Below are 21,297 nucleotides of genomic sequence, written 5' to 3'. Positions count from 1 at the left end.
GCGGCGGCCGCCAGGCCGATCGGGCGGGCGACGAAGCGGGCCAGCAGCGCGCCGGCCAGCACGCCACCGAGCAGGCCGGCCAGCAGCGCGACCCAGATGCTGCCCAGCACACGCCCGGCGGTGCCGGAGTTGACCTCCCGGGTCAGCACCACCCCGCTGTTGCGGCCGGTCAGCGGGCGCCCGGCGATGAACGAGGGCCGGCCGTTCACCGGCGCGCGGGTGTCGATCAGGGTGCCGCCGGCGACCCGGGTCACCACCCGTTCGGGCAGGCCGGAGCGGTCGGCGACGCCGCGGCGGATCAGGTAGATCTCGACGTCGTCCTGGCGCAGGCGGCGGGCGATGCGCTCGCGGGCGGCGGGCCGCTCGTCGGCGAGCAGTTCCACGGCAAGCGCGGTCTTCTCCATCAGCTCGGCGCGGATCTGGGTGTTCACCGAGCGGACCGCGACCGGGACGGCGACCAGCGCGGTGACGATCACGGCGACCACCGCGGTGGCGGCGGTGACCAGCACGGCGCGGCCGGTCAGCGTACGGAAGAACTCACGCATCGGCCGAGTACCCGACCCCGCGGACGGTCCGGATCAGCGACGCCGCGTCCCCGAGCTTGGCCCGCACCTGCGCCACGTGCACGTCCACGGTGCGGGTCCCGGCGTGCGACGCGTAACCCCACACCGCGGCCAGCAGCTCCTCGCGGGTGAACACCCGGCCGGGCCGCCCGAGCAGGTGGGCGAGCAGATCAAACTCGGTCGCGGTGAGCATCAGCGGCGTGCTGCCGACGGTGACGATCCGGCGTCCCGGGTCGAGGGTGACCGGCCCGAGCGTGCGCACCTGCTCGGCGGGCGGCCCGGCCGCGCGGCGCAGCAGAGCCTTGACCCGGGTGACCAGCTCCCGCGGGCTGAACGGCTTGGTGACGTAGTCGTCGCCGCCCAGCTCCAGCCCGAGGATCCGGTCCACCTCGTCGTCCCGCGCGGTCAGGAAGATCACCGGGGTCCAGTCACCGTCGGCGCGCAGCCGCCGGCAGATCTCGGTGCCGTCCAGGCCGGGCAGCGCGATGTCCAGGATGCAGGCGACCGGGCGCAGCCGGCGGGCCGCGGCCAGCCCGGCCGCGCCGTCGTGCTCGACCTGCACGCCGAAGCCCTCCCGGCTCAGATAGAGCCGCACCAGGTCGGCGATCGGCCGTTCGTCCTCGACCACGAGGACCAGTCCCTTCGGCGCGTCCGTCACGGCACTCATCATGCCGCCGGGCGTCGACCGCGAATGTTCGGGAAAGGTAAACCCATGAGAGTGATGACGTGGAATGTCTGGTGGCGCTTCGGCGACGACTGGCAGACCCGGGAGCGCCTCATCGCGGACACGGTCGCCGAGCACCGGCCGGACCTGCTCGGTCTGGTGGAGTCGTGGGCGGCCGACGGCACCGATCAGCCGCACCGGCTGGCCGAGCCGCACGGCATGCACGCGGTGTGGGTGGCGTCCGGGCTGCCGCCGGAACCGGAGCCGCCGGAGAACCCCGACCAGCGCGGCGTCGCGATCGGGATCGGCCTGGTCAGCCGCTGGCCGATCCGCGCCACCGAGGTGCACGACCTGCCGAACCCGCAGCGTGGCGGGGCGCCGCCCCGGGCACTGCTGGCCACCGTCGAGCATCCCGCGGGCCCGCTGCACGTCATCGTCGGCTGCACCGAGTGGGAGCCGGACTACGCGGAGGACCACCTGGCGCAGTGCCGGGCACTGGCCGCGCTCGCCACCGACGAGCGGCTGGACGGCGCCCTGCCGGTGCTGCTGGTCGGGGACCTGAACGCGGCGCCGGGCCAGGTGGAGCTGTTGCCGCTGCTGGACGCGATGGTCGACACCTGGGCGGTGGGTGGCGGCGACCCGGAGGCGGTCACGCTCGACTCGGCGGTTCCGGACGCGCCGGTGGAGGCGGTGAAGCAGATCGACCGCCGGATCGATCACGTCCTCGCCCGTCCCGGCCGGCCCGGGGTGCCGCTGCGGGTCAGCCGGGTGTTCCTGGCCGGCGATCGCCCGATCGGAGGGGTCTTCCCGTCCGATCACTACGCGGTCGGCGCTGACCTGGAATTTTCGCCGGGAACGCTCCCATAATCCGGAAAGCGCTCTCCAGACCGTGCTATAAAAGCGCCGGGCGAGGCGTCGCACACGGGGGGACGCCTCGCCCTCATCAGCGGCCCAGACCCGCCTCACGGGCCCGGACGATCGCCTCGGCCCGGTCGGCAACCTGCAGTTTCGTGAAGACGTTGGAGACGTTGTTGCGCACCGTCTTCGGTGACAGATAGAGCGCCGCCGCGATCTGCGCGTTCGACCGGCCCGCCGCGAGCAGCTCCAGGATCTCCCGTTCTCTGGCGGTGAGCTGCGGGAACGCCTCGGTCGGCGCGGGCGGCCCGGCGGCGAAGAACTCGGCGATGCGCTGGGCCAGGGTGGCCCCGAAGACCGCTCCCCCACCGGCGACCGTGGTGATCGCCCGGACGATCTCCTCCTGCTCGGCACCCTTCACCAGATAGCCGCGGGCGCCGGCCCGGATCGCGGCGAAGACCGTGCCGTCGTCCTCGGACATGGTCAGCACCAGCACACCGGTGGCCGGCGCGTCGGCGACCAGCCGGCGGGTGGCCTCGACACCGTTGAGCCGGGGCATCTGCACGTCCATCACCACGACGTCCGGCTGCAGACGGGTGGCCGCGGCCACCGCCTCGACACCGTCCGCGGCGGTGCCGACCACCTCGAGACCGTCGACCGTCGCGAGCAGCATGGCCAGGCCGTCCCGGAAGACCGGGTGGTCGTCGGCGACCAGGACACGAATCGGGTCGATCATGTGAGCACTCCCATGGGTAGCCGCGCCCGGACCACGGTGCCCCGGTCGCCGGGGCACTCTATCCGGCACTCGCCGCCCAGCTCAGCGGCCCGTTCCCGGAGCGAGACCAGCCCGACGCCGGTCGGTGTCCCGGACGCGATGCCCACCCCGTCGTCGGTGATCTCCACGATCAGCTCGCCGCCGGTGGCGTCCAGCCGGACCCGGCAGGTGGTCGCCGCGGCGTGCCGGGCCACGTTCGCCAGGGCCTCCGAGGCGATCCGGTAGGCGGCCACCTCCACCGCGGCGGGCAACTGGTCCAGGCCCTCGCCGCCGTCGACCGTCACGGTCAGGCCGGGAGCGCGCAGCCGGGACGCCTGCTGCCGGACCGCGCCGAGCAGACCCACGTCGTCCAGCGCGGGCGGGCGCAAATCGTGCACCAGCCGGCGGACGTCCGCGACCGCCGACCCGGCGTCCTCCCGGGCCTGTTTCAGCAGCCTGTCGGCCTCGGCCGGGTTCTTCACGGCCAGGTTGCGGGCGGTGTCGATGCGCAGCGCCACCCCGCCGAGCGTCGGGCCGAGGCCGTCGTGCAGGTCGCGGCGCAGGCGGCGCCGTTCCTCCTCACGGGCGGCGACGATCAGCTCCCGGCTGCGCTGCAGCTCGCGGACCAGGTGGGCGGAGCGGGCGGCGATCGCGGCCTGCCGGACCACGTCGCCGAGCAGCCGCTCGTCCCGCGGGGAGAGGGCGACCCGCGGACCGTCGGCGGGCAGCACCACCCGGCCCACCGTCTCGCCGCGGTAGGTGATCGGCAGCGTGGTCGGCGCCCCGGTCAGCGTGCCGAGGGAGGCGATCACCTTGGCGCCGCCGGGCTGGTCCACCTCCACCGAGACATATGGCGAACGGAACGCCTCGGCGACCGCACGGGCCACCGCGATCAGCTCGTCCTCCGGCGACGTGGAGCGTTCCAGTTGCTCGGCGAGCCCGGCCACCACCCGGTACGGGTCGTCGCGCCGCCCCAGCACGAGCCGGCGCACCAGCAGCCACAGCCGGTGCCGCAGCGGCCCGTAGCCGGCGGTGACCAGCAGCAACGCGACCACCGCGGCGTCTCGTTCGGGCAGGCTCTGACCGAGCAGCAGGCCGGTGACACCGAGCACGCAGGCGTCCACGGCCAGGACGGTCACCGCCATCGCGGCGTAGAGCACCGTGCCGCTGAGCAGCCGGTCGATGTCGAGCAGGGTGGGCCGGGCGATCGCCACGGCCACCACGGCGCCGGTCAGGCCGACGGTCGGGCCGAGCGCGAGGGCGGAGAGCTCGGGCAGCGCCAGCACCCCGGCGACCACCAGCAGGTTGACGATCGCGGCCCAGAGCAGCCAGCGCATCCGCAGCCGGTCCTCGCCGATCGCCGCCCGGTAGCGATGGACCACCACGGCCACCGGCGCCAGCATGCCGATCGGCAGGGCGATGAACGACAACTCGAACAGCACGTTCCACCAGCCGTCGGGCAGGCTGATCGAGAGCGGGTCGAGGTTCAGGCCGGCGAACGGCTCGGGCATCGGCGTGCCGGCCCGCTCCTGGGCGCTGGCCGCCGGGATGACCAGGTGCATCAGCGGCATCAGGCTGGACAGCACGAGGCTGGCCCAGGCGAGGATCCGCCACCGCCCGTCCGGCAGCCGGCCGGTCGGGTAGATCAGCAGCAGCAGCGGGATCCAGACCATCAGCAGGGCGCCGAGCCGCTGATAGATGTAGAACGCGGCCGAGGCGCCGGGCCGGTCGTGGAAGGTGGCGTAGGCGAGCCAGCTCCCGGCGGTGGCGTCCAGGCACCAGTGCAGGCCGGCGAGACAGAGCAGCCAGCCGATCGGGTGCCGGGGCAGTTTGCGCAGCAGCAGCGCGCCCGGGATCGCCAGGCCCAGCCCGGGGATGCCGGCGGTCCAGGCCAGATCGGCCTCGATCCGCTCGCGGTGCGCCGACGGAACCCGCAGGTCGAGCAGCGAGGCGCCGATCAGGGACCCGACCGACACCGCGACCACCGCGACGGCCGCGAGTGTTGCCTTCTTCACGGGCCCATCGTCGCAGGCAGGGTGTCCCGTGGTCGCTGGGCGGATGTCCCGGGCGACCCGGGACAACAGACGGGACGCGGCCGGTGGCGCGCGGCCCTGCCCGCCCGGGACGCGTCCCGGACAGAGTTCTCCCCGTCAACGAGACATGGAGGACACGATGACGATCAGCACCACCCCCGCCCCGGCCCGCACCGATGAGGCCGCTTTCGAGAGCCGGATCAGCACCAAGGCGGTCCGCCGTACCGGCTGGGCGGTCGCGGCCGGCGCCACGCTCTGGTCGGCCATCTACTTCGCGTTCAGCCCGCAGAGCACCGACCCGACCGAGATGACGATCATCGACCTGTTCGCGGTGCCGGCGCAGCTCGCCCTGATGGCCCTGGTGGTCACCCAGCTGCGGACCGGCGCGACCGGCGTCACCCGGTTCGCCCGCGGCATGCTGCGGGTCGAGCTGGTGCTGCTCAGCCTGGCCACCCTGTGGAGCGTGCTGCACGGCGCGGTCCCGGCCTTCCGCGACGACATGTGGCTGGCGGTCCTCGACGTCTTCTGGCCGCTCTCCATGCTGGGCATGTTCGTGATCGGTGTGAAGATCGCCTTCGCCGGCCGCTGGCAGGGCCTCGCCCGCTGGTACCCGCTGGTCGCCGAGAGCTGGGTCTTCGTCACCCTCCCCGCGATGGGCATCTTCGGCGCGACGGTCGGCCGCTTCGTCGGCGCCACCCACCTGCTGATCGGCTACGCCGCGCTGGGCGTCCTGCTGGCCCTGCGCCCGCAACTCACCGGCGCCCGCGATTGATCAAACCCGCACGTCGGTCGCCCTCCCCGGAGGGCGACCTCGCCTTTGTCGTACGGGCTACGCATGGTCCCGTGGCTGCCCCGCGATCTCGCTGGGCCGTCCCGGCCCCGGCGCGACCGCCGGGCGTAAGCGGTCCCTCGCGCGTACCCCCAGGTAGACGAAGGGCAGCAGGAGGACCAGGTCGGCGGCGTGGATCAGGATCTCCACCCGGGTGATCCGGCTGAGCGGGAAGAGCAGGCCGCCGGCCAGGACCAGCAGGACCACCGGGACGGGTGCGGCACGGGCCTTGAGCAGCACCGCGCCGAGCAGCATCAGCGAGACCGGGAAGAGCGGGCCGCACAGCCAGTAGAGGACGTTCGCCGGCAACGGATAGGCGTTGAGCAGCTCGATCGCCCTCTCGTGGGAGACGCCGAAGATCTCCTCGTGCAGCGACTGCACGCTGAAGGCGACCCCGCCGATCACCCCGAAGACGGTCAGCGGCAGCAGTGCCGGGACATGGCGGGGTGCGCGCGGGCGCAGCCCCTGGTAGAGGCCGATCAGGCCGATCAGCCAGCAGCCGAGACCGACACTGATCAGGGTGGCGCCGGTCGCGTCCGGCCCGTCACCCGTCCAGAAGAAGCCGCCGGCGAGATTGAGCGCCGGACCCAGGATGAGAAACATGCCGTGACGCTAGGGCGGATCGACAGCGGTGGAATTCTCCGTTCGTGGCAGGCCGGCTACCGCGGTCGTGGTACCCGGGCCAGCCCCCAGCGGTAGGCGAAGACGACGAGCTGCGCCCGGTCCCGGGCACCGACTTTCGTCATCGCCCGGTTGGTGTGCGTCTTCGCGGTGGCCGGGCTCATCCGCAGCCGGCCGGCGATCTCGGTGGTGGACAGGCCGTCGGCGACCATGGCCACCACCTCCCGCTCCCGGGCGGTGAGCGTGCCGGCCGCGGGCGGCGGCGGGCCGTGGCCGTCGGCGAAAGCCGCGATCAGCCGACGGGTCACCGCGGGCGCCAGCAGGGCGTCCCCGGCGGCGACCACCCGCACCGCATGGCGCAACTCGTCCGGGCTGACGTCCTTGAGCAGGAAGCCGACCGCGCCGGCGCGCAGGGCGGCGTAGACGTACTCGTCCAGCTCGAAGGTGGTCAGCACGATCACCCGGACGCGGGGCAGCCGGTCGTCGCCGAGGATGCGGCGGGTCGCGGTCAGGCCGTCGGTGCCGGGCATCCGGACGTCCATCAGCACGACGTCCGGCCGGTGCGCCCGGGTGAGCGCGATCGCCTCGTCGCCGTCGGCGGCCTCGGCCACCACCTCGATCCCGCTGTCGCGCTCGAGCAGCACCCGGAAGCCGGCGCGGACCAGGGCCTCGTCGTCGGCGATCAGCACCCGCACGGTCTCCGGCCTCATCCGGGCAACCAGCCACGTACCTCGAAGCCACGCTCGTCGCGCGGGGTGGCGTGCAGCCAGCCGCCCAGGCCGCGAGCGCGTTCGGTCATGCCGTGCAGGCCGTTGCCGGGCGGTCCGGTGATGCCGTGGCCGTCGTCGGTGACGGTCAGCGATAGACCGTCCGGCAGGTAGCCGAGCCGGACCTCGATGCGCCGCGCGCCGGAGTGGCGGACGGCGTTGGCCACCGCCTCCTGGACGATGCGATAGGCGGTGGCCTCCACGGCCCGCGGCAGCGGGCGGGGCGTGCCCTCGCTGGTCAGGACGGCGCCGGTGCCGTCGACCAGGTGGGGCAGGCGGTCCAGGGTGGGCGCGGGCGGGGCCGGGCCGTCCGGGCGGCTGCCGTCACGCAGCACGCCGACCGCGGCGCGCAACTCCGCCATCGCGTCGCGAGAGGCCTGCCGGACGGACTGCAGCGCCCTGCTCGCGCCGTCCGGGTCGTCGCGCTGGAGTTCGGCGGCCACGCCGGCCTGCACGGCGACGACCGCGAGCGTGTGGGCGGTGACGTCGTGCAGTTCGCGGGCGATCCGGATCCGTTCCCGGGTGAGCTGGTGCTGCTGTTCCGCCTCGACCAGCGCCAGCCGGGCCCGGCGGCCGCGTACCACCTCCCCGAGCAGCAGCGCCGCGACGAAGATGCCGGTCGAGCCGTCGAGGGTGGCGTCGAGCGGCCCGACCCCGGAGACGGTCATCCGGCTCTGGGCGTCGAGGAAGATCAGGACACCGGCGACGGCCAGGCCGGGGCGACGGCTCGGGGCGACCGCCACCGCGTACAGGGCGATCCACACCGGAACGGCCGGTGCACCGCCGGGATAGCGCAGGACGTGGTAGGCGATGAAGAGAGCGCCGACCGCTGCCAGGGTCAGCGCGGGCCACCGGCGCCGCAGCAGCAGGGCCGCGGCCATGGCGGTGACCAGGGTGTACGCCAGGGTGTCCGGAGGCCGGTCGGCCGGCAGCACGGGCGCGACGGCCACCCGTGCCGTGGCGAGCACGAGGGCGAGCACCGGTGGACCGACGTCGGTCATCCATCGCCGCATGTCGACACCGTACGGACTCGGGGTCTCCGGGAGGTACTACGAACGTGGTACCCCTGGCCGGTTCGCACCGCATCAGCCCGGCGGTCGCCGGGCGGCCTGGAGTGGCTGGTGATCGCGCTTAGTCACGGCACCTTTGCTAGGTCGTACCGCTGATTTTTGGGTATTTGATTTTCATGGCCTATGTGAATCCGGCGGGTGAGTTCTCCCGTGACCAGCGCTACATCGCGACCCGGATCACCGCTGACGGGCGTGACGGGTATCCGGTGGAGCCGGGGCGGTATCGGCTGGTGGTGAGCCGGGCGTGCCCGTGGGCGAACCGGTCGATCATCGTGCGGCGGCTGCTCGGGCTGGAGGGCGTGCTGTCGATGGGCGTCGCGGGGCCGACGCACGACGAGCGGAGCTGGACCTTCGATCTCGATCCGGGCGGCCGGGATCCGGTGCTCGGCATCGAACGATTGCAGGAGGCGTTCCTCGCGCGATTCCCGGACTACGACAAAGGGATCACCGTGCCGGCGATCGTGGACGTGCCGAGCGGGCAGGTGGTCACCAACGACTTCGCGCAGATCACCATCGATCTGTCGCTGGAGTGGGCGAAATTCCATCGGGACGGGGCGCCGCGGCTCTATCCGCCGGAATTGCGGGACGAGATCGACTCGGTCAACGAGGTGGTCTACGCGGACGTGAACAACGGCGTTTACCGGGCCGGGTTCGCGGGGTCGCAGGAGTCCTACGAGAAGGCTTACGACCGGTTGTTCGCGCGGCTCGACTGGTTGTCCGAGCGGTTGTCGACGCGGCGTTACCTGGTCGGGGACACGATCACCGAGGCGGACGTGCGGTTGTTCACGACCCTGGTCCGCTTCGACGCGGTTTACCACGGGCATTTCAAATGCAACCGGTCGAAGCTCAGTGAGATGCCGGTGCTGTGGGCGTATGCGAGGGATCTGTTTCAGACGCCCGGGTTCGGCGACACGATTGACTTCGGGCACATCAAGCGGCACTACTACGAGGTGCATCGCGACATCAATCCGACGGGGATCGTGCCGGCCGGGCCGGATTCGCGTGGCTGGATGACGCCGCACGGGCGTGCGGAGCTGGGCGGGCGGCCGTTCGGGGACGGGACGCCGCCTCCCCCGCCGCGCCCGGAAGAGAGAGTGCCCACTGTTGTCTGAGGTTGCGGCGCGGAGCGGCGGGCTAGCCGTTCAGGAGCTCGCGGAGCAGGTCGTTGAGCTGGCGGCGTTTGCCGGGAGGCAGGTGGGCCAGCAGACGCTGCTGCTCGGCGAGGCCGGCGGCGACCGCCTCGTCGGCGATCTCGAAGCCCTTGTCGGTGAGCCGGACCAGCACACCTCGCCGGTCGTCGGGGTCGGGTGAGCGGGCGACCAGACCGGCCTTCTCCAGACGGTCGAGGCGGGCGGTGGTGCCGCCGGAGCTGAGCATCATCGAGGCGGCCAGCGCGCCCGGGGACAGCTGGAACGGCTTGCCGGAGCGGCGCAGCGTGGCGAGCACGTCGAACTCGGGGCGGCCGATCCCGAAAGCGGCATAGGCCTTCTCGGTGGCGTCGCCGGCCAGTTTGGCCAGCCGGTAGATCCGGCCGAACAGCCCCATCGCCTCCGTGTCGAGGTCGGGGCGTTCGCGCGCCCACTGTCCGAGGATCCGATCCACACCGTCGCTCATGCCGCCAATTTTTCTTGATGACAAGCTTCTCGACAAGGTTTATCTTTGCATCGAGATACTTTCTATCGAGAAAGTCACTGCCGAGGGAGTTCAGATGCGGGTCCTGCTGGTAACCGCCCTCACCCCCGCCGTGTGGGGCACGACCTATGCGGTGACGACCGAGTTCCTGCCGCCGGGTCGCCCGCTGCTCAGCGGCCTGCTCCGGGCCCTGCCGGCCGGGCTGGTGCTGCTCGCCCTCACCCGCGAGCTGCCGCGCGGCGCGTGGTGGTGGAAGTCCGCGGTGCTCGGCGCGCTCAACATCGGCATCTTCTTCGCGCTGCTGTTCGTCACGGCCTATCGGCTGCCCGGTGGCATGGCGGCGGTCCTCGGCGCGGTGCAGCCGCTCATCGTGGCCGGCCTCAGTGTGCTGCTGCTGGCGGAGCGGGTGGCTTTGCGTACGGTGCTGGCGGGCTTTCTCGGCGCCGCAGGCGTCGCTCTCGCCGTGCTCACCGCCAGCGCGCGGCTCGACCTGATCGGCGTGCTCGCCGGCCTGGCCGGCGCTCTCTCGATGGCGTTCGGCCTGGTCCTCACCAAGCGCTGGGGCCGGCCCGCGGTCTCGCTGCTCACCGCGACCGGCTGGCAGCTGACCGCCGGCGGCCTGCTGCTGATCCCGGTCACGCTGCTGATCGAGGGCCTGCCGTCGTCACTGTCCGCGACCAACCTGGCGGGCTATGCCTATCTGTCACTGATCGGGACGGCGCTGGCCTACACCGTCTGGTTCCGTGGCCTGGAGCGCCTGCCGGCCGCCAAGGTCTCCCTGCTCGCCCAGCTCTCGCCGGTGACCGCGACGCTGGTCGGCTGGGCCGCGCTCGGCCAGTCGCTGACGCCGGTGCAGCTGTTCGGGATGGTGCTCGCCTTCGGCGCGGTCGTGTGGGGACAGTCAGCGCATGTCCGCGTTCGTCACGACGCGCGAGGGGAAGCCGGTGCGGGCGGCGCGCAGCATGGCCCGGCCCACCGCGTCGGTGGTGGTCACGTGCTTCGGGACCACCCGGCGCAGGAGCGGCAGCAGCGGGGCGGTCAGGGTGTAGGCGGTGTTGTACCAGCCGGTCTTCGAGCGGACGCCGTGCGTCGGCTGGATGAAACCGGGGCGGAAGGCGTAGCCGTTCGGGAAGAGGTCCAGGATCTCGTTCTCGGTGCGGCCCTTCACCCGGGACCACATGATCCGGCTGTTCGCGTCGGTGCCCGCGCCGGAGACGTAGACGAAGGTGAGCTGCGGGTTCAGCCGCGCCAGGGTGCGGGCCGCGGCCATCGGGAAGTCGTAGGAGACGCGGGTGTAAGCGGCCTCGTCCAGGCCGACCGAGGAGACGCCGAGACAGTAGAAGCAGGCGTCGTAACCCGCTAGCTGATCCTCGACCGGGGACAGGTCGGCGACATCGGGGAGGACGACCTCGCGCAGCTTCGGGTGCTTGGTCCCGGTCGGGGTGCGGGTCACCACCAGCACCTCGGAGACGTCCGGCGCGAGCAGGGACTCCCGCAGCACGCCCTGACCGACCATCCCGGTCGCCCCGAAGACGATCACACGCATGGCCGCTCCTTCGAAAAACGTCGTACCCCGGGCCTAGGGTCTCATCGTGGCAGTTGAACGATGGTCCATCGCCCAGGTCGAGGCTCTCGCACCCGACGCCGGTTCACTGCGCAACGCGCGCGGCGTCGCCGGGCAATTCTCCGCGACCGGCCTGCTCGACGACATCCTCTGGGGATGGTGCCGGGGCTATCAGGTGGCGGCCGACCTGGCCGGGCCGGCGTTCAAGTGTTCCTGTCCCAGTCGCAAGATCCCGTGCAAGCACGTGCTCGGGCTGCTGCTGCACTGGGCCGGGTCCGGTGCCGGTGACGGGCCGGCGCCCGAGTTCGCCACCGCCTGGCAGGCCGCCCGGGCCGCCCGGGCCAAGCCACGCGCCGCCTCCACACCCGACCCGGTCGCGGCGGCGAAACGGGCTCAGGAGCGGGCCGACCGCGTCGCCGGCGGGATGACCGAGCTGCGCCGCTGGCTCGACGACCAGGTCGAGCAGGGGCTGGCCGGGTTCGCCCGGGGCGCCCGCCAGGTGGTCGAGCCGATGGCGGCCCGGCTGGTCGACGCGCAGGCGCCGGGTCCGGCCGGAGCGCTCCGCCGGCTCGGTGGAGTGGCCGGCGTCGGGCCGCAGTGGGCCGATCGGGTCCTGGGTGAGCTGGCCATGCTGCGCTTGCTGGTCGACGCTCACGCCCGGCTCGACTCGCTCAACGCCGGGCTGGCCGCGACCGTCCGGTCGCGGATCGGGTTCCCGACGTCGACCGAGGACGTGCTGGCCGGGCCGCGGGTCACCGACCGCTGGCAGGTGCTCGGTCAGGTCGAGTCCGACGACGGCGCGCTGACCACCCGGCGCACCTGGTTGCGCGGTGCGGCCACCGGGCGGTTCGCGCTGGTGCTGTCCTTCGCGGCGCCCGGGCAGTCGCTCGCCGCCGACCTGGTGCCGGGCACGGAGTTTCGCGGCGACCTCTGTTTCTATCCGGGTTCGGCGCCGCTGCGTGCCCTCGTCGCGGAGCGGACGTCGGCGGCCGAGCCGTTCGCCTCACCCGACGGCGCCGGCCCGATCGCGGATGCGCTGGCCGGCTGGGCGTCGATCCTGGCCGCCGAGCCGTGGCGGTTCGACGCGCCGATGCTGCTGGCCGATGTGGTTCCCGCTCCCAGCGGCCATCTGGTGGACGGTTCCGGTTCGGGTCTCCCCCTGGCTCCCGGCCATCGCCAGCCGTGGTGGCTGCTCGCGGCCGCCGGCGCGCAGCCGGCCGTGGTGGCGGCGGAGTGGTCACCGCAGGGCTTGCGGCCGCTGGCCGCGTGGGTCGCGGGCGAGTTCGTGCCCGCCGCGGCGGCCGTGCCGGAGCTCCGGGTGCGGCGAGAGCCCGAGCTCCCCGCCGACCTGCTGGCCGCGGCCCTGGTCGGCACGGGGCGACGGCCGTGGTCGGGCGAGGCGGTTTCCGTGGGGGGCTTGCGGGTCGAGCTGGGGCCGGTCGGCAGCCCGGCGTCCTTTGCCGCTGGTGTTGCCTCGGTGTCCGCCGCTGGGTCTGTCTCCGCTTCTGGCTCTAGCTCTGGTGGCAGCGAGCTGCCCGCTGATACCTCCAGCGACCAGCCATCCGCCGCCACCATGATCAGCACACCGTCGCCCGCCGCCGGCGCTGGTGAACTGCCGGATGCCGCAGCGGGCCGCGCACCGTCGTCGGCAGCCATCGGCGGCCTGTCACCCTCTGCCGTTGGCGACACGCTGTCGGCGGCGGCCGCGTTGTTGGAGGCTTCGGCGGTCGCCTTGATGTGCCGCCGAGCCGGGGTGATCGCCACGACCGGCCTTGCTCCGATTCCGGCCGCGCCCGCTGAGAGCGATGGGCTTCTGCCGGTGGCCGCTTCCGTGCGGCTGGCCCGAATCCTCGGTGGTGGGGCACCCGGCGGCAGCCATCTGGAGCAGGAACTCCTCGCCCAATGGCTGACAGCAGCCGCCGCCCGTGGTGGCCTCGTGCCGCCGAAGATGCTGCCGACCCTGCTCGAAACCGGCCGGCGCAACACCACGATCCGCACCGAACTGGCGCGGGTCGCGGGCCGGCGCGGCACCTGGCTGGCCGAGCAGCACGGCGACTGGCGGTGGTTGCTCGACGAGGCCGTGCCGGTGAGCGGCGCCGATTGGCACACCGCATCCGGCACCGAGCGGCTCAGCCATCTGGCCTCGTTGCGGCGCACCGACCCGGCCCGGGCCCGGGAGCTGGTGGAGAGCGCCTGGGGGTCGGAGACCTGGGAGAACCGGGCCCGGTTCCTGACCGCCTTGGCGATCGGGTTGTCGCTGGAGGACGAGCGGTTGCTGGAGACCGCGCTCGACGACCGCCGCAAGGAGGTGCGGGAAGCCGCGCTGGATCTCCTCCGTCGCCTGCCGGGCGCGCAGCTCGGCCGGCGGATGGCAGCGCGGGCGCATGCCGCTGTCCGGCTGGTTGGGCCCTCCGGCGAGGTTGGCTTCTTCGGCTCGGATGACGCCTCGGGCGCGTTTGGCCCCGCCGGCTCGGGTGCCGACCCAAGCACGGTTGGCCCCGCCGGCTCGGGTGCCGACCCAAGCACGGTTGGCCCCGCCGGCTCGGGTGCCGACCCAAGCACGGTTGGCCCCGGCGGCTCGACTGGTCCCTCAGGGGCCGGTGGCCCCTCAGGCTCGGAGGTCTCCTCGGGCGCGCTGGGCCCTGCCGGCTGGAATGGTCCCTCAGGCTCGAACGGCCCCTTGGGCAAGCAGGCTTTCTTGGGGTCGGACGGCCTTGCTGACGTCCGTACAGGTGATGGTCTTGCCGGTGATCGCCGGCGGAGGCCGGCGGGGGCGCTTCAGTTGGTTGTGGAACCGCCGGCGGAGTTGGATCCGGCGCTGCGCCGGGACGGGGTGGGGGCCGCGCCGGTGCGGGGCGTCGGTGCGGGGGCGTGGCTGCTGGAGGAAGTGGTGGCCGGCACCCCGCTGGAGACCTGGAACGGGCTCGATCCCGCGGGCTACCTTGCGCTGGCTCGGGGCCATGACTGGGCGAACCCGCTGCTGCACGGCTGGGCTAAGGCCGCGGTCACCCAGCGCAACGTGGCCTGGGCGGTGGCACTGCTCGACACCGACTCCGGCACGCTGCGTGAGGCGGTGCGGTGGGACCTGCATCTGGTGCTGCCTCCGGACCGTCTCGCCCGCCTCGCCGCCGAGGCGCTGCGTGGTGAGAGCGGATCCGCACACCGGCTCCTCGCTCTGCACCCCGGCCCGTGGCCGGACCACCTCGCGGCCGCTGTGCTGGAGACGGTCGCGGTGCGGGCGCGTACCGATCGGCACACCTGGCAGCTCGGTGAGCTGTGCCGGACTGCCGCGCTGGCGATGCCGCCGGCGTACGCGGATCTGGCCGGCCGGCTCGCCGCCCAGCTGGACCAGGAGGTCGACCCGACCCGGGTCCGGCCGGTAGCCGATCTTGCCCGCATTTTGCTCTTCCGCCACGAAATGTTCGAGGAATTGGCGAGTCCGATCTCACAGAACTGAGTTGATCTTGGTTCTGCGTCCTCGGCGAAATCCTCGCTAGCCTGCTGTGGGTGCAAAAGAAACACAAAATCTGGATCGGCTCCGCGCTTGCCGCCCTGGCGGTTATCTGCTGCTGCGGAGCCATCTTCGACGATAACGACGACGATAAGAAGAACGCTTCGGCGACGACTTCGGCCGTAGCCGCCGCACCGGTCACCACGGAGCCGACGACCGCGACGCCGTCCGCAACGGCCGAGGCCACCACGCCTCCGGCGCCCACCACCGAGGCAGCGACGGCTACCACACCCCCGCCGTCGGCAGTGCCGACCTCGGCCGCGCCCACAATGATCAGAATTCCGAAGGTGGTCGGCGAGAACGCCGCCATCGCTCAGGATGAATTGAAACGGCTGGGTTTCACCAACATCACGTTCGGGTCCGCCGACGAGGACGACACCTGGGTGGTCCTTCCGCAGAACTGGACCGTCAAGAAAATCTCCCCCAAGGTGGGCAAGAAGGTGCCGTCGGATTCGCTGATCGTCCTCACCTGTACCAAGGACTGACATTCGCGAAGGAGTTCTGCCTTGCCCGTTTTGCGCGGGGCAGGACTCCGCCGCGTTTTTGTCGTACCCACGTCGTAGCGTTCCCTGCAGAACCGAGGAACGGACGCCTACCCGGGATGCTTCTGCCGGGCAGCGGGTCCACGACAGCCAGGAGCTTCAGTGACCGCACTGCGACCGCACGCCGAGGACCAGTATGCCGAGGAGCTGGCCCTGCTCGCCGACGCCGACGACCGGCCCCGGCCGCCGGGCTGGCGGCTGTCGCCGCAGGCTGTGGTCACCTACCTGCTCGGCGACGGGGCGAAGATCTCCCCGAAATACGTGGGCCCACGCCGCCTGATGGAGGTCGCGGTCGCCACTCTGGCCACCGACCGGGCGCTGCTGCTGCTCGGCGTGCCCGGCACCGCGAAGACGTGGGTGTCCGAGCATCTGGCCGCCGCGATCTCCGGCGATTCGACGCTGCTGGTGCAGGGCACGGCCGGCACGGCGGAGGAGGCGATTCGATACGGCTGGAATTACGCCCGGCTGCTCTCCGAGGGCCCGTCCGAGGCGGCTCTGGTGCCCAGCCCGGTCATGCGGGCCATGCGCACCGGCTCGATCGCCCGCCTCGAGGAGCTCACGCGGGTGCCGTCCGATGTGCAGGACGCGCTGATCACCATCCTCTCCGAGAAGACTCTGCCGGTGCCCGAGCTGAACACCGAGGTGCAGGCGCAGCGCGGCTTCAACCTGATCGCCACCGCCAACGACCGTGACCGCGGGGTCAACGAGCTCTCCAGCGCACTGCGCCGCCGGTTCAACACCGTGGTGCTGCCCGTTCCGGCCAGCGCCGACGACGAGGTCGAGATCGTGGCCCGGCGGGTCGCGCAGCTCGGCCGCTCGCTCGAGCTGCCCGAGGTGCCGGCCGCGCTGGAGGAGATCCGCCGGGTCGTCACGGTCTTCCGCGAGCTGCGGACCGGGATGACCGAGGACGGGCGCACCAAGCTCAAGTCCCCCACCGGCACGCTCTCCACCGCCGAAGCCATCTCGGTGGTCACCAACGGGATGGCGCTGGCCGCCCACTTCGGCAACGGGACGCTGCACCCGGGCGATGTGGCCGCCGGCATCGTCGGCGCCGTGGTGAAAGATCCGGTCTCCGACGGCGTCGTCTGGCGTGAATACCTGGAGACCGTGGTGCGCGAGCGTGACGGCTGGCTCGACTTCTATCGGGCCGCCCGCGATGCCTGAGCGGTTCTACGGCATTCGGCACCACGGCCCCGGCTCCGCCCGGGCCGTGGTTCGGGAGCTGGAGGCCCACCCTCCCGACGTGCTGTTGATCGAGGGCCCGCCGGAGGCCGACGACCTGGTGCGCTGGGTGGCCGACGAGGGCTTGCAGCCGCCCGTGGCGTTGCTCGGTTACGCGGTGGACGATCCGGGCCGGGCCGCGTTCTGGCCGTTCGCCGTCTTCTCCCCCGAATGGCAGGCGATCAGCTGGGCCGTCCGGCACGACGTCCCGGTGAGATTCTTCGACCTGCCCTATGCCTATCGCGTCGCTCCCGCCCCGGCCGCTCCAGCCGGGTCCGCCGGGCTTCAGCGCACGACTCGATTCGCCGCGGCGCCCCTGTTCGGAGCGGTTGCCGAGGTGGAAGCACCGCCTGAGAAACTGCCGGCCCGGCCGGTGGATCCGATCGGGGAGCTGGCCGCCGCAGCGGGATATGACGATCCGGAGCGCTGGTGGGAAGACGTCGTCGAGCACCGCGGGGTGCCGGTCTTCGAGGCGATCGCGGAGGCGATGACGGCCATCCGGGAGAACGCGCCGGAGGAGCCCGACGACCTGCTCCGCGAGGCATACATGCGGACCGTTCTGCGGGAGGAGCGGCGCCGCCACGACAACATCGCCGTGGTCTGCGGAGCCTGGCACGTGCCCGCGCTCCTGCGAAAGGTGCCGGTCAAGGACGACGCCGCGCTGCTCAAAGGACGCCGGAAAGGCAAGGTGGCGATCACCTGGGTGCCGTGGACCTATGGGCGGCTGGCGTCCTGGTCCGGTTACGGCGCGGGGGTGCGCTCCCCCGGCTGGTATCACCACCTGTTCACCTCGGCCGACGAGGTGGTGCCGCGATGGCTGGTCGACGCGGCCGGGGTGCTGCGGGCGGAAGGCGTGCCGACCTCGTCGGCGCACGTCATCGAGGCGACCCGGCTCGCCGAAGCTCTCGCCACGCTGCGGGGACGGCCCCTGGCAGGGCTCGCCGAGGTCACCGAGGCCGCCGAGGCGGTGATGTGCGACGGCGAACCGCTGCGCACCGAGCTGATCTCGCGCCGCCTGGTCGTCGGGGAGCGGCTCGGCGCGGTGCCCGACGAGATGCCGGCCGTGCCGCTCGCCCGCGACCTGACCACCCAGCAGCGCTCGGTGCGCCTCAAACCGGAAGCGAGCGAGCGCACCCTCGACCTGGACCTGCGGCGGGACACCGACCTGCGCCGCAGCCGGCTGCTGCATCGGTTGCGGATCCTGGACGTGCCGTGGGGTGAGCGCACGAACAGGAGGAGCACCGGCACGTTCCGTGAGGAGTGGCGGATCCGGTGGCAGCCGGAGTTCGCGGTGCGGCTGGTCGAGGGCAGCATGTGGGGCACGACGGTGGCCGCGGCGGCGACCGCCCGGGTGACCCGGCAGGCCCGGGGCGCGACCACGCTCGCCGAGGTGACCGGGCTGGTGGAGACGTGCCTGCTGGCTGACCTGGCGGGGGCGTACCCGGAGGTGCTCGCCGCGCTGGACACCCGGGCGGCGCTCGACGCGGACGTGCACCACCTGATGGCCGCTGTCCCGGCACTGGCTCGGACGCTGCGGTACGGCGACGTCCGGCGTACCGATGTGGAAGGTCTGGCGACCGTGACCGCCGGGCTGCTCGGCCGGATCTGTGCGGGGTTGCCGTCCGCGGCCGGCTCGCTCTCCGACGACGCGGCCAAACAGTTGCGCGACGGCGTGGACGGGGTGCATCAGGCGGTCAGCCTGCTCGCCGACGAGAAGCTGCGGGAGCTGTGGCTCGCCACGATCGAGTCACTGGCGGTCCGCCCCGACCTGCACGGTCTGCCGGCCGGCCGGCTGACTCGCCTGCTGCTCGACGCCGGCCGGCTGGACGTCGCCGAGGTGCGCCGCCGGATGCGGCTGCCCCTCACCGTGGGCACCCCGCCCGCTCACGGCGCGGCCTGGGTGGAGGGGTTCCTCTCCGGCGGCGGGCTGCTGCTGGTGCACGACGACGCCCTGCTGAGCCTGGTCGACGACTGGCTGGCCGACATCCCGGCGGAGGCCTTCGACGATGTGCTTCCGCTGCTGCGCCGCACGTTCGGCGCTTTCGACGCCGGCGAGCGGCGGGCCATCGGCGAGCGGGTGGCCGGCGGACGCGCGGACCGTCAGCAGGAGGCCACGGGCGTCGATCCGGCACGGGCGGCTACGGTGTTGCCGGTCCTCAGCGCCCTGCTGGGCCGCAGCCTGCGGCCCGTGCTCCCGGCAACCGAGCCGGCGCCGGCCGAGGCTTCGAATTCGCTTGTTCCCCGGCCCGCCTCGCTGGACGATGCCGACATCCCGAGTCCATCCGCGCCTCCGCCCCGCGCATCGGGCGACCGTGACCACCACAGCCCACTACCGCCCGGCATGCCGGGCGAAAGCGACAGCACGAAATCATCGGAGGAGACATGACCGACAGGCGAACCGAGCAGCAGCTGCCCGCATCGAGCAAGCCGATGATCGAGCAGCGCCGGCCGCCGGTGCCGGACGTGTGGTTCAGCAGTCCGCCGGAGGACGAGCCGCTCGACGAGAAGCCGCGATCAGCGACCGGCGTGCAGATCCTGTTCACCAGCCCCGCTCAGCAAGCACGGACATGACCTCGGGAGATGCCGTGAGCGAGGAGACAGCGGCGAGGCGGGAACGGGCCCGGCGGTGGCGGCTGGTGCTCGGCGGCGCGGCCGAGGAGTCGCTCGGGGCGGCATCCGGCCGGGACGGGGCGATGGATGCCGCTCTCGCCGCGCTCTACGACGGTGGGGACGGCGGGGACGGGCCGTCCGACAAGCGGTCCGCCGGGTTGGGGAACTCGGCGCCCAAGGTGGCCCGGTGGCTCGGCGACATCCGGGAGTACTTTCCCAGCACGGTCGTGCAGGTCATGCAGTCCGACGCCATCGAGCGGCTCGATCTCACCCGGCTGCTCCTGGAGCCGGAGATGCTCTCGGCCGTCGAACCCGACGTGCATCTGGTCGGCACACTGCTCTCACTGAACCGGGTCATGCCCGACAAGGCCAAGGAGACCGCCCGCCAGGTGGTCCGCACCGTGGTCGAGCAGCTGGAACGCCGGATCGAGCAGAAGACGCGGGCGGCGGTGACCGGTGCGCTCAACCGGGCGGCCCGGATCAGCCGGCCCCGGCACGCCGACATCGACTGGGACCGGACGATCCTCGCCAACCTCAAGCACTACCAGGCCGAGCACCGCACCGTGATCCCGGAGCGGCTCATCGGGTACGGACGGCGCACCACCTCCGTGCAGCGTGACGTGGTGCTCTGCGTCGACCAGTCCGGTTCGATGGCCGCCTCGGTGGTGTTCTCCGGAGTGTTCGCCGCGGTGCTCGCGTCGATGCGGTCGCTGCGGACGTCGCTGGTCGTCTTCGACACCTCGGTGGTGGATCTGACGGAGCAGCTCAGCGATCCGGTCGAGGTGCTGTTCGGGACGCAGCTCGGCGGGGGGACGGACATCAACCGGGCCATCGCGTACAGCCAGCAGCTGATCAGCCGGCCACGCGACAGCATCTTCGTGCTGATCAGCGATCTGTACGAGGGTGGCGTGCGGGAGGAGATGCTGCGCCGGGTGGCCGAGATGACGGCCGCCGGTGTGCAGGTCGTGGTGCTGCTGGCGCTCTCCGACGAGGGCGCGCCCGCCTACGACCACGAGAACGCGGCTGCGCTGGCGGCGCTCGGGGTTCCGGCGTTCGCCTGCACGCCGGACGCGTTCCCGGATCTGATGGCCGCGGCGATCGAGCGGCGCGACCTCAAGGCCTTCGCCGAACGCCTCACCGATCAGCAGGCGGCCGCCGGGCGCTGAGCGGTTCTCAGTAACTACCGTAGGGGGCATGACTGCTTACTTGAACGACCCGGAGATCTGGCAGGAGAGCTGGGACCGCCAGCAGGAAGCGTTCATGCCCGACCGGGAGCACCGGTTCGCGGCCATGCTCGACGCCGTCGCAGCGGTCACCGAGGGCAAGCCGCCGCGGCTGCTCGACCTCGCCGGCGGCACGGGCACGATCTCGTTGCGCACTCTCGCCCGCTTCCCCGGTGCGCAGGTGACCGTGCTGGACCAGGACCCGGTGCTGCTCACCATCGCCGAGTCCACGCTGCGTGATCGCGCCACCATCGTCGACGCGGACCTGAGCGACCCGAGCTGGCGTTCGAAGCTGCCGCAGGACGGGTTCGACGCCGTGCTGACGGCGACCGCATTGCACTGGCTGCCGGCCGAGCGGGTCAGCACCCTCTACGCCGAGATCCGCGAGGTGCTGCGTCCCGGCGGGATCTTCGCCAACGCCGACCACATGCCGGAGGAGAGCCTGCCGACGCTCTCCGACAAGCTGCGTGATCATGCTCGGGTCAAGCGCGAAGCCCGGTACGCGGCCGGCGCGTCCACGTCCTGGCCGGACTGGTGGGCCCGCGTCGCCGCCGATGGGCAGCTCGCCGCGAAGGCGGAAGAGCGTGCCCGGATCTATCCGCCGAAGGACGACCACTCGCAGGAATGGCTGCCGCCGGCGGTCTGGCACGTGGATGCGCTGCGCATGGCCGGTTTCAGCGAGGCCGGGGTGATCTGGCGCGGCGGGACCGATGCCGCGGTGGCCGGTCTGCGCTGACCAGCATCAACCCGTTGCCGCGCGGGCTGCGCCGCGCCGGCCGCGCCGTCAGGCCGTCACGTCATCCGGCCGGCACAGCGCGCGGGTCGGCGCAGCGCGGCA

The 21,297-nt window shown here is 72.5% G+C and carries 18 protein-coding genes and 1 pseudogene; 11 read left to right on the top strand and 8 right to left on the bottom strand.

Translation table 11 applies throughout. The annotated features are described in order from the left end of the window. Both AB0F81_RS41950 and AB0F81_RS41945 read right to left on the bottom strand, forming a co-directional pair. A pseudogene (locus AB0F81_RS41950) lies at positions 1 to 545 on the bottom strand (two-component sensor histidine kinase); the annotation flags it as partial. After that, a complete protein-coding gene (locus AB0F81_RS41945; protein WP_360207795.1) occupies positions 538 to 1,230 on the bottom strand; it encodes a response regulator transcription factor in 693 nt (230 codons plus the stop codon). The gene AB0F81_RS41945 and the pseudogene AB0F81_RS41950, both read right to left, overlap by 8 nt. Before the next feature lie 45 nt (positions 1,231 to 1,275). Here AB0F81_RS41945 and AB0F81_RS41940 point away from each other — a divergent pair, with 45 nt between their 5' ends. Beyond that, on the top strand, positions 1,276 to 2,094 hold the full coding sequence (locus tag AB0F81_RS41940) for an endonuclease/exonuclease/phosphatase family protein (protein ID WP_360207793.1): 819 nt from the start codon (positions 1,276 to 1,278) through the stop codon (positions 2,092 to 2,094). Positions 2,095 to 2,170: 76 nt separating this feature from the next. Here the strand turns inward: AB0F81_RS41940 and AB0F81_RS41935 are convergent, their stop codons facing one another. Then, positions 2,171 to 2,818 (bottom strand): response regulator transcription factor, encoded by a 648-nt coding sequence (locus tag AB0F81_RS41935; RefSeq protein WP_360207790.1) that lies wholly within the window; start codon positions 2,816 to 2,818, stop codon positions 2,171 to 2,173. Further along, on the bottom strand, positions 2,815 to 4,851 hold the full coding sequence (locus AB0F81_RS41930; protein ID WP_360207788.1) for a GAF domain-containing sensor histidine kinase: 2,037 nt from the start codon (positions 4,849 to 4,851) through the stop codon (positions 2,815 to 2,817). Before AB0F81_RS41930 ends, AB0F81_RS41935 begins: the two co-directional genes overlap by 4 nt. Before the next feature lie 157 nt (positions 4,852 to 5,008). On the opposite strand from AB0F81_RS41930, the gene AB0F81_RS41925 reads away from it, so the two are divergent. Further along, entirely contained in the window at positions 5,009 to 5,641 is a 633-nt protein-coding gene (locus AB0F81_RS41925) for a hypothetical protein (RefSeq protein WP_360207785.1), read from the top strand. 57 nt (positions 5,642 to 5,698) lie between these two features. On the opposite strand, the gene AB0F81_RS41920 is transcribed toward AB0F81_RS41925, so the two are convergent. From AB0F81_RS41920 to AB0F81_RS41910, 3 genes are read right to left on the bottom strand one after another with little or no spacing between them, the layout of a single operon-like run. After that, positions 5,699 to 6,301: a hypothetical protein gene (locus tag AB0F81_RS41920; protein WP_360207782.1), complete on the bottom strand. Its 603-nt coding sequence runs from the start codon at positions 6,299 to 6,301 to the stop codon at positions 5,699 to 5,701. Between the two features lie 56 nt (positions 6,302 to 6,357). Beyond that, positions 6,358 to 7,029 carry a response regulator transcription factor gene (locus tag AB0F81_RS41915; RefSeq protein ID WP_360207779.1) on the bottom strand — a complete coding sequence of 224 codons (672 nt, stop codon included), beginning with the start codon at positions 7,027 to 7,029 and terminating at the stop codon, positions 6,358 to 6,360. Beyond that, complete coding sequence (locus tag AB0F81_RS41910; protein ID WP_360207776.1) at positions 7,026 to 8,099, bottom strand: sensor histidine kinase; 1,074 nt, start codon at positions 8,097 to 8,099, stop codon at positions 7,026 to 7,028. The genes AB0F81_RS41915 and AB0F81_RS41910 overlap by 4 nt, the downstream gene beginning before the upstream one ends. A 173-nt stretch (positions 8,100 to 8,272) precedes the next feature. Here AB0F81_RS41910 and AB0F81_RS41905 point away from each other — a divergent pair, with 173 nt between their 5' ends. Continuing rightward, positions 8,273 to 9,268 (top strand): glutathione S-transferase C-terminal domain-containing protein, encoded by a 996-nt coding sequence (locus AB0F81_RS41905; protein WP_360207774.1) that lies wholly within the window; start codon positions 8,273 to 8,275, stop codon positions 9,266 to 9,268. Positions 9,269 to 9,290: 22 nt separating this feature from the next. On the opposite strand, the gene AB0F81_RS41900 is transcribed toward AB0F81_RS41905, so the two are convergent. Beyond that, the gene (locus tag AB0F81_RS41900; RefSeq protein ID WP_360207772.1) at positions 9,291 to 9,770 is read right to left on the bottom strand and encodes a MarR family transcriptional regulator; all 480 of its coding nucleotides are present in this window, start codon (positions 9,768 to 9,770) and stop codon (positions 9,291 to 9,293) included. Between AB0F81_RS41900 and AB0F81_RS41895 the strand changes: the two genes are divergently transcribed. The 8 genes from AB0F81_RS41895 (at position 9,769) to AB0F81_RS41860 (ending at position 21,195) form a co-directional block, all read left to right on the top strand. Beyond that, complete coding sequence (locus tag AB0F81_RS41895) at positions 9,769 to 11,151, top strand: DMT family transporter (RefSeq protein WP_360207770.1); 1,383 nt, start codon at positions 9,769 to 9,771, stop codon at positions 11,149 to 11,151. The genes AB0F81_RS41900 and AB0F81_RS41895 overlap by 2 nt on opposite strands. A gap of 229 nt (positions 11,152 to 11,380) precedes the next feature. Then, complete coding sequence (locus AB0F81_RS41890; protein WP_360207767.1) at positions 11,381 to 14,809, top strand: DUF5691 domain-containing protein; 3,429 nt, start codon at positions 11,381 to 11,383, stop codon at positions 14,807 to 14,809. A gap of 50 nt (positions 14,810 to 14,859) precedes the next feature. Then, complete coding sequence (locus tag AB0F81_RS41885; protein WP_360207764.1) at positions 14,860 to 15,348, top strand: PASTA domain-containing protein; 489 nt, start codon at positions 14,860 to 14,862, stop codon at positions 15,346 to 15,348. A 159-nt stretch (positions 15,349 to 15,507) separates the two neighbouring features. Beyond that, a complete protein-coding gene (locus AB0F81_RS41880; protein ID WP_360207762.1) occupies positions 15,508 to 16,569 on the top strand; it encodes an AAA family ATPase in 1,062 nt (353 codons plus the stop codon). Beyond that, positions 16,562 to 19,012, top strand: a complete 2,451-nt coding sequence (locus tag AB0F81_RS41875) for a DUF5682 family protein (protein ID WP_360207759.1) — start codon at positions 16,562 to 16,564, stop codon at positions 19,010 to 19,012. Before AB0F81_RS41880 ends, AB0F81_RS41875 begins: the two co-directional genes overlap by 8 nt. After that, entirely contained in the window at positions 19,009 to 19,197 is a 189-nt protein-coding gene (locus AB0F81_RS41870) for a hypothetical protein (RefSeq protein WP_360207756.1), read from the top strand. The genes AB0F81_RS41875 and AB0F81_RS41870 overlap by 4 nt, the downstream gene beginning before the upstream one ends. 14 nt (positions 19,198 to 19,211) lie before the next feature. Continuing rightward, positions 19,212 to 20,402 (top strand): VWA domain-containing protein, encoded by a 1,191-nt coding sequence (locus AB0F81_RS41865; RefSeq protein ID WP_360207753.1) that lies wholly within the window; start codon positions 19,212 to 19,214, stop codon positions 20,400 to 20,402. Positions 20,403 to 20,430: 28 nt separating this feature from the next. Beyond that, a complete protein-coding gene (locus AB0F81_RS41860) occupies positions 20,431 to 21,195 on the top strand; it encodes a class I SAM-dependent methyltransferase (RefSeq protein WP_360207751.1) in 765 nt (254 codons plus the stop codon). Positions 21,196 to 21,297 lie beyond the last annotated feature (102 nt).

This window comes from Actinoplanes sp. NPDC024001, assembly GCF_040638955.1.
In the GTDB taxonomy this organism is placed as follows: domain Bacteria; phylum Actinomycetota; class Actinomycetes; order Mycobacteriales; family Micromonosporaceae; genus Actinoplanes.
This window is presented reverse-complemented; position numbering and strand designations above follow the sequence as displayed.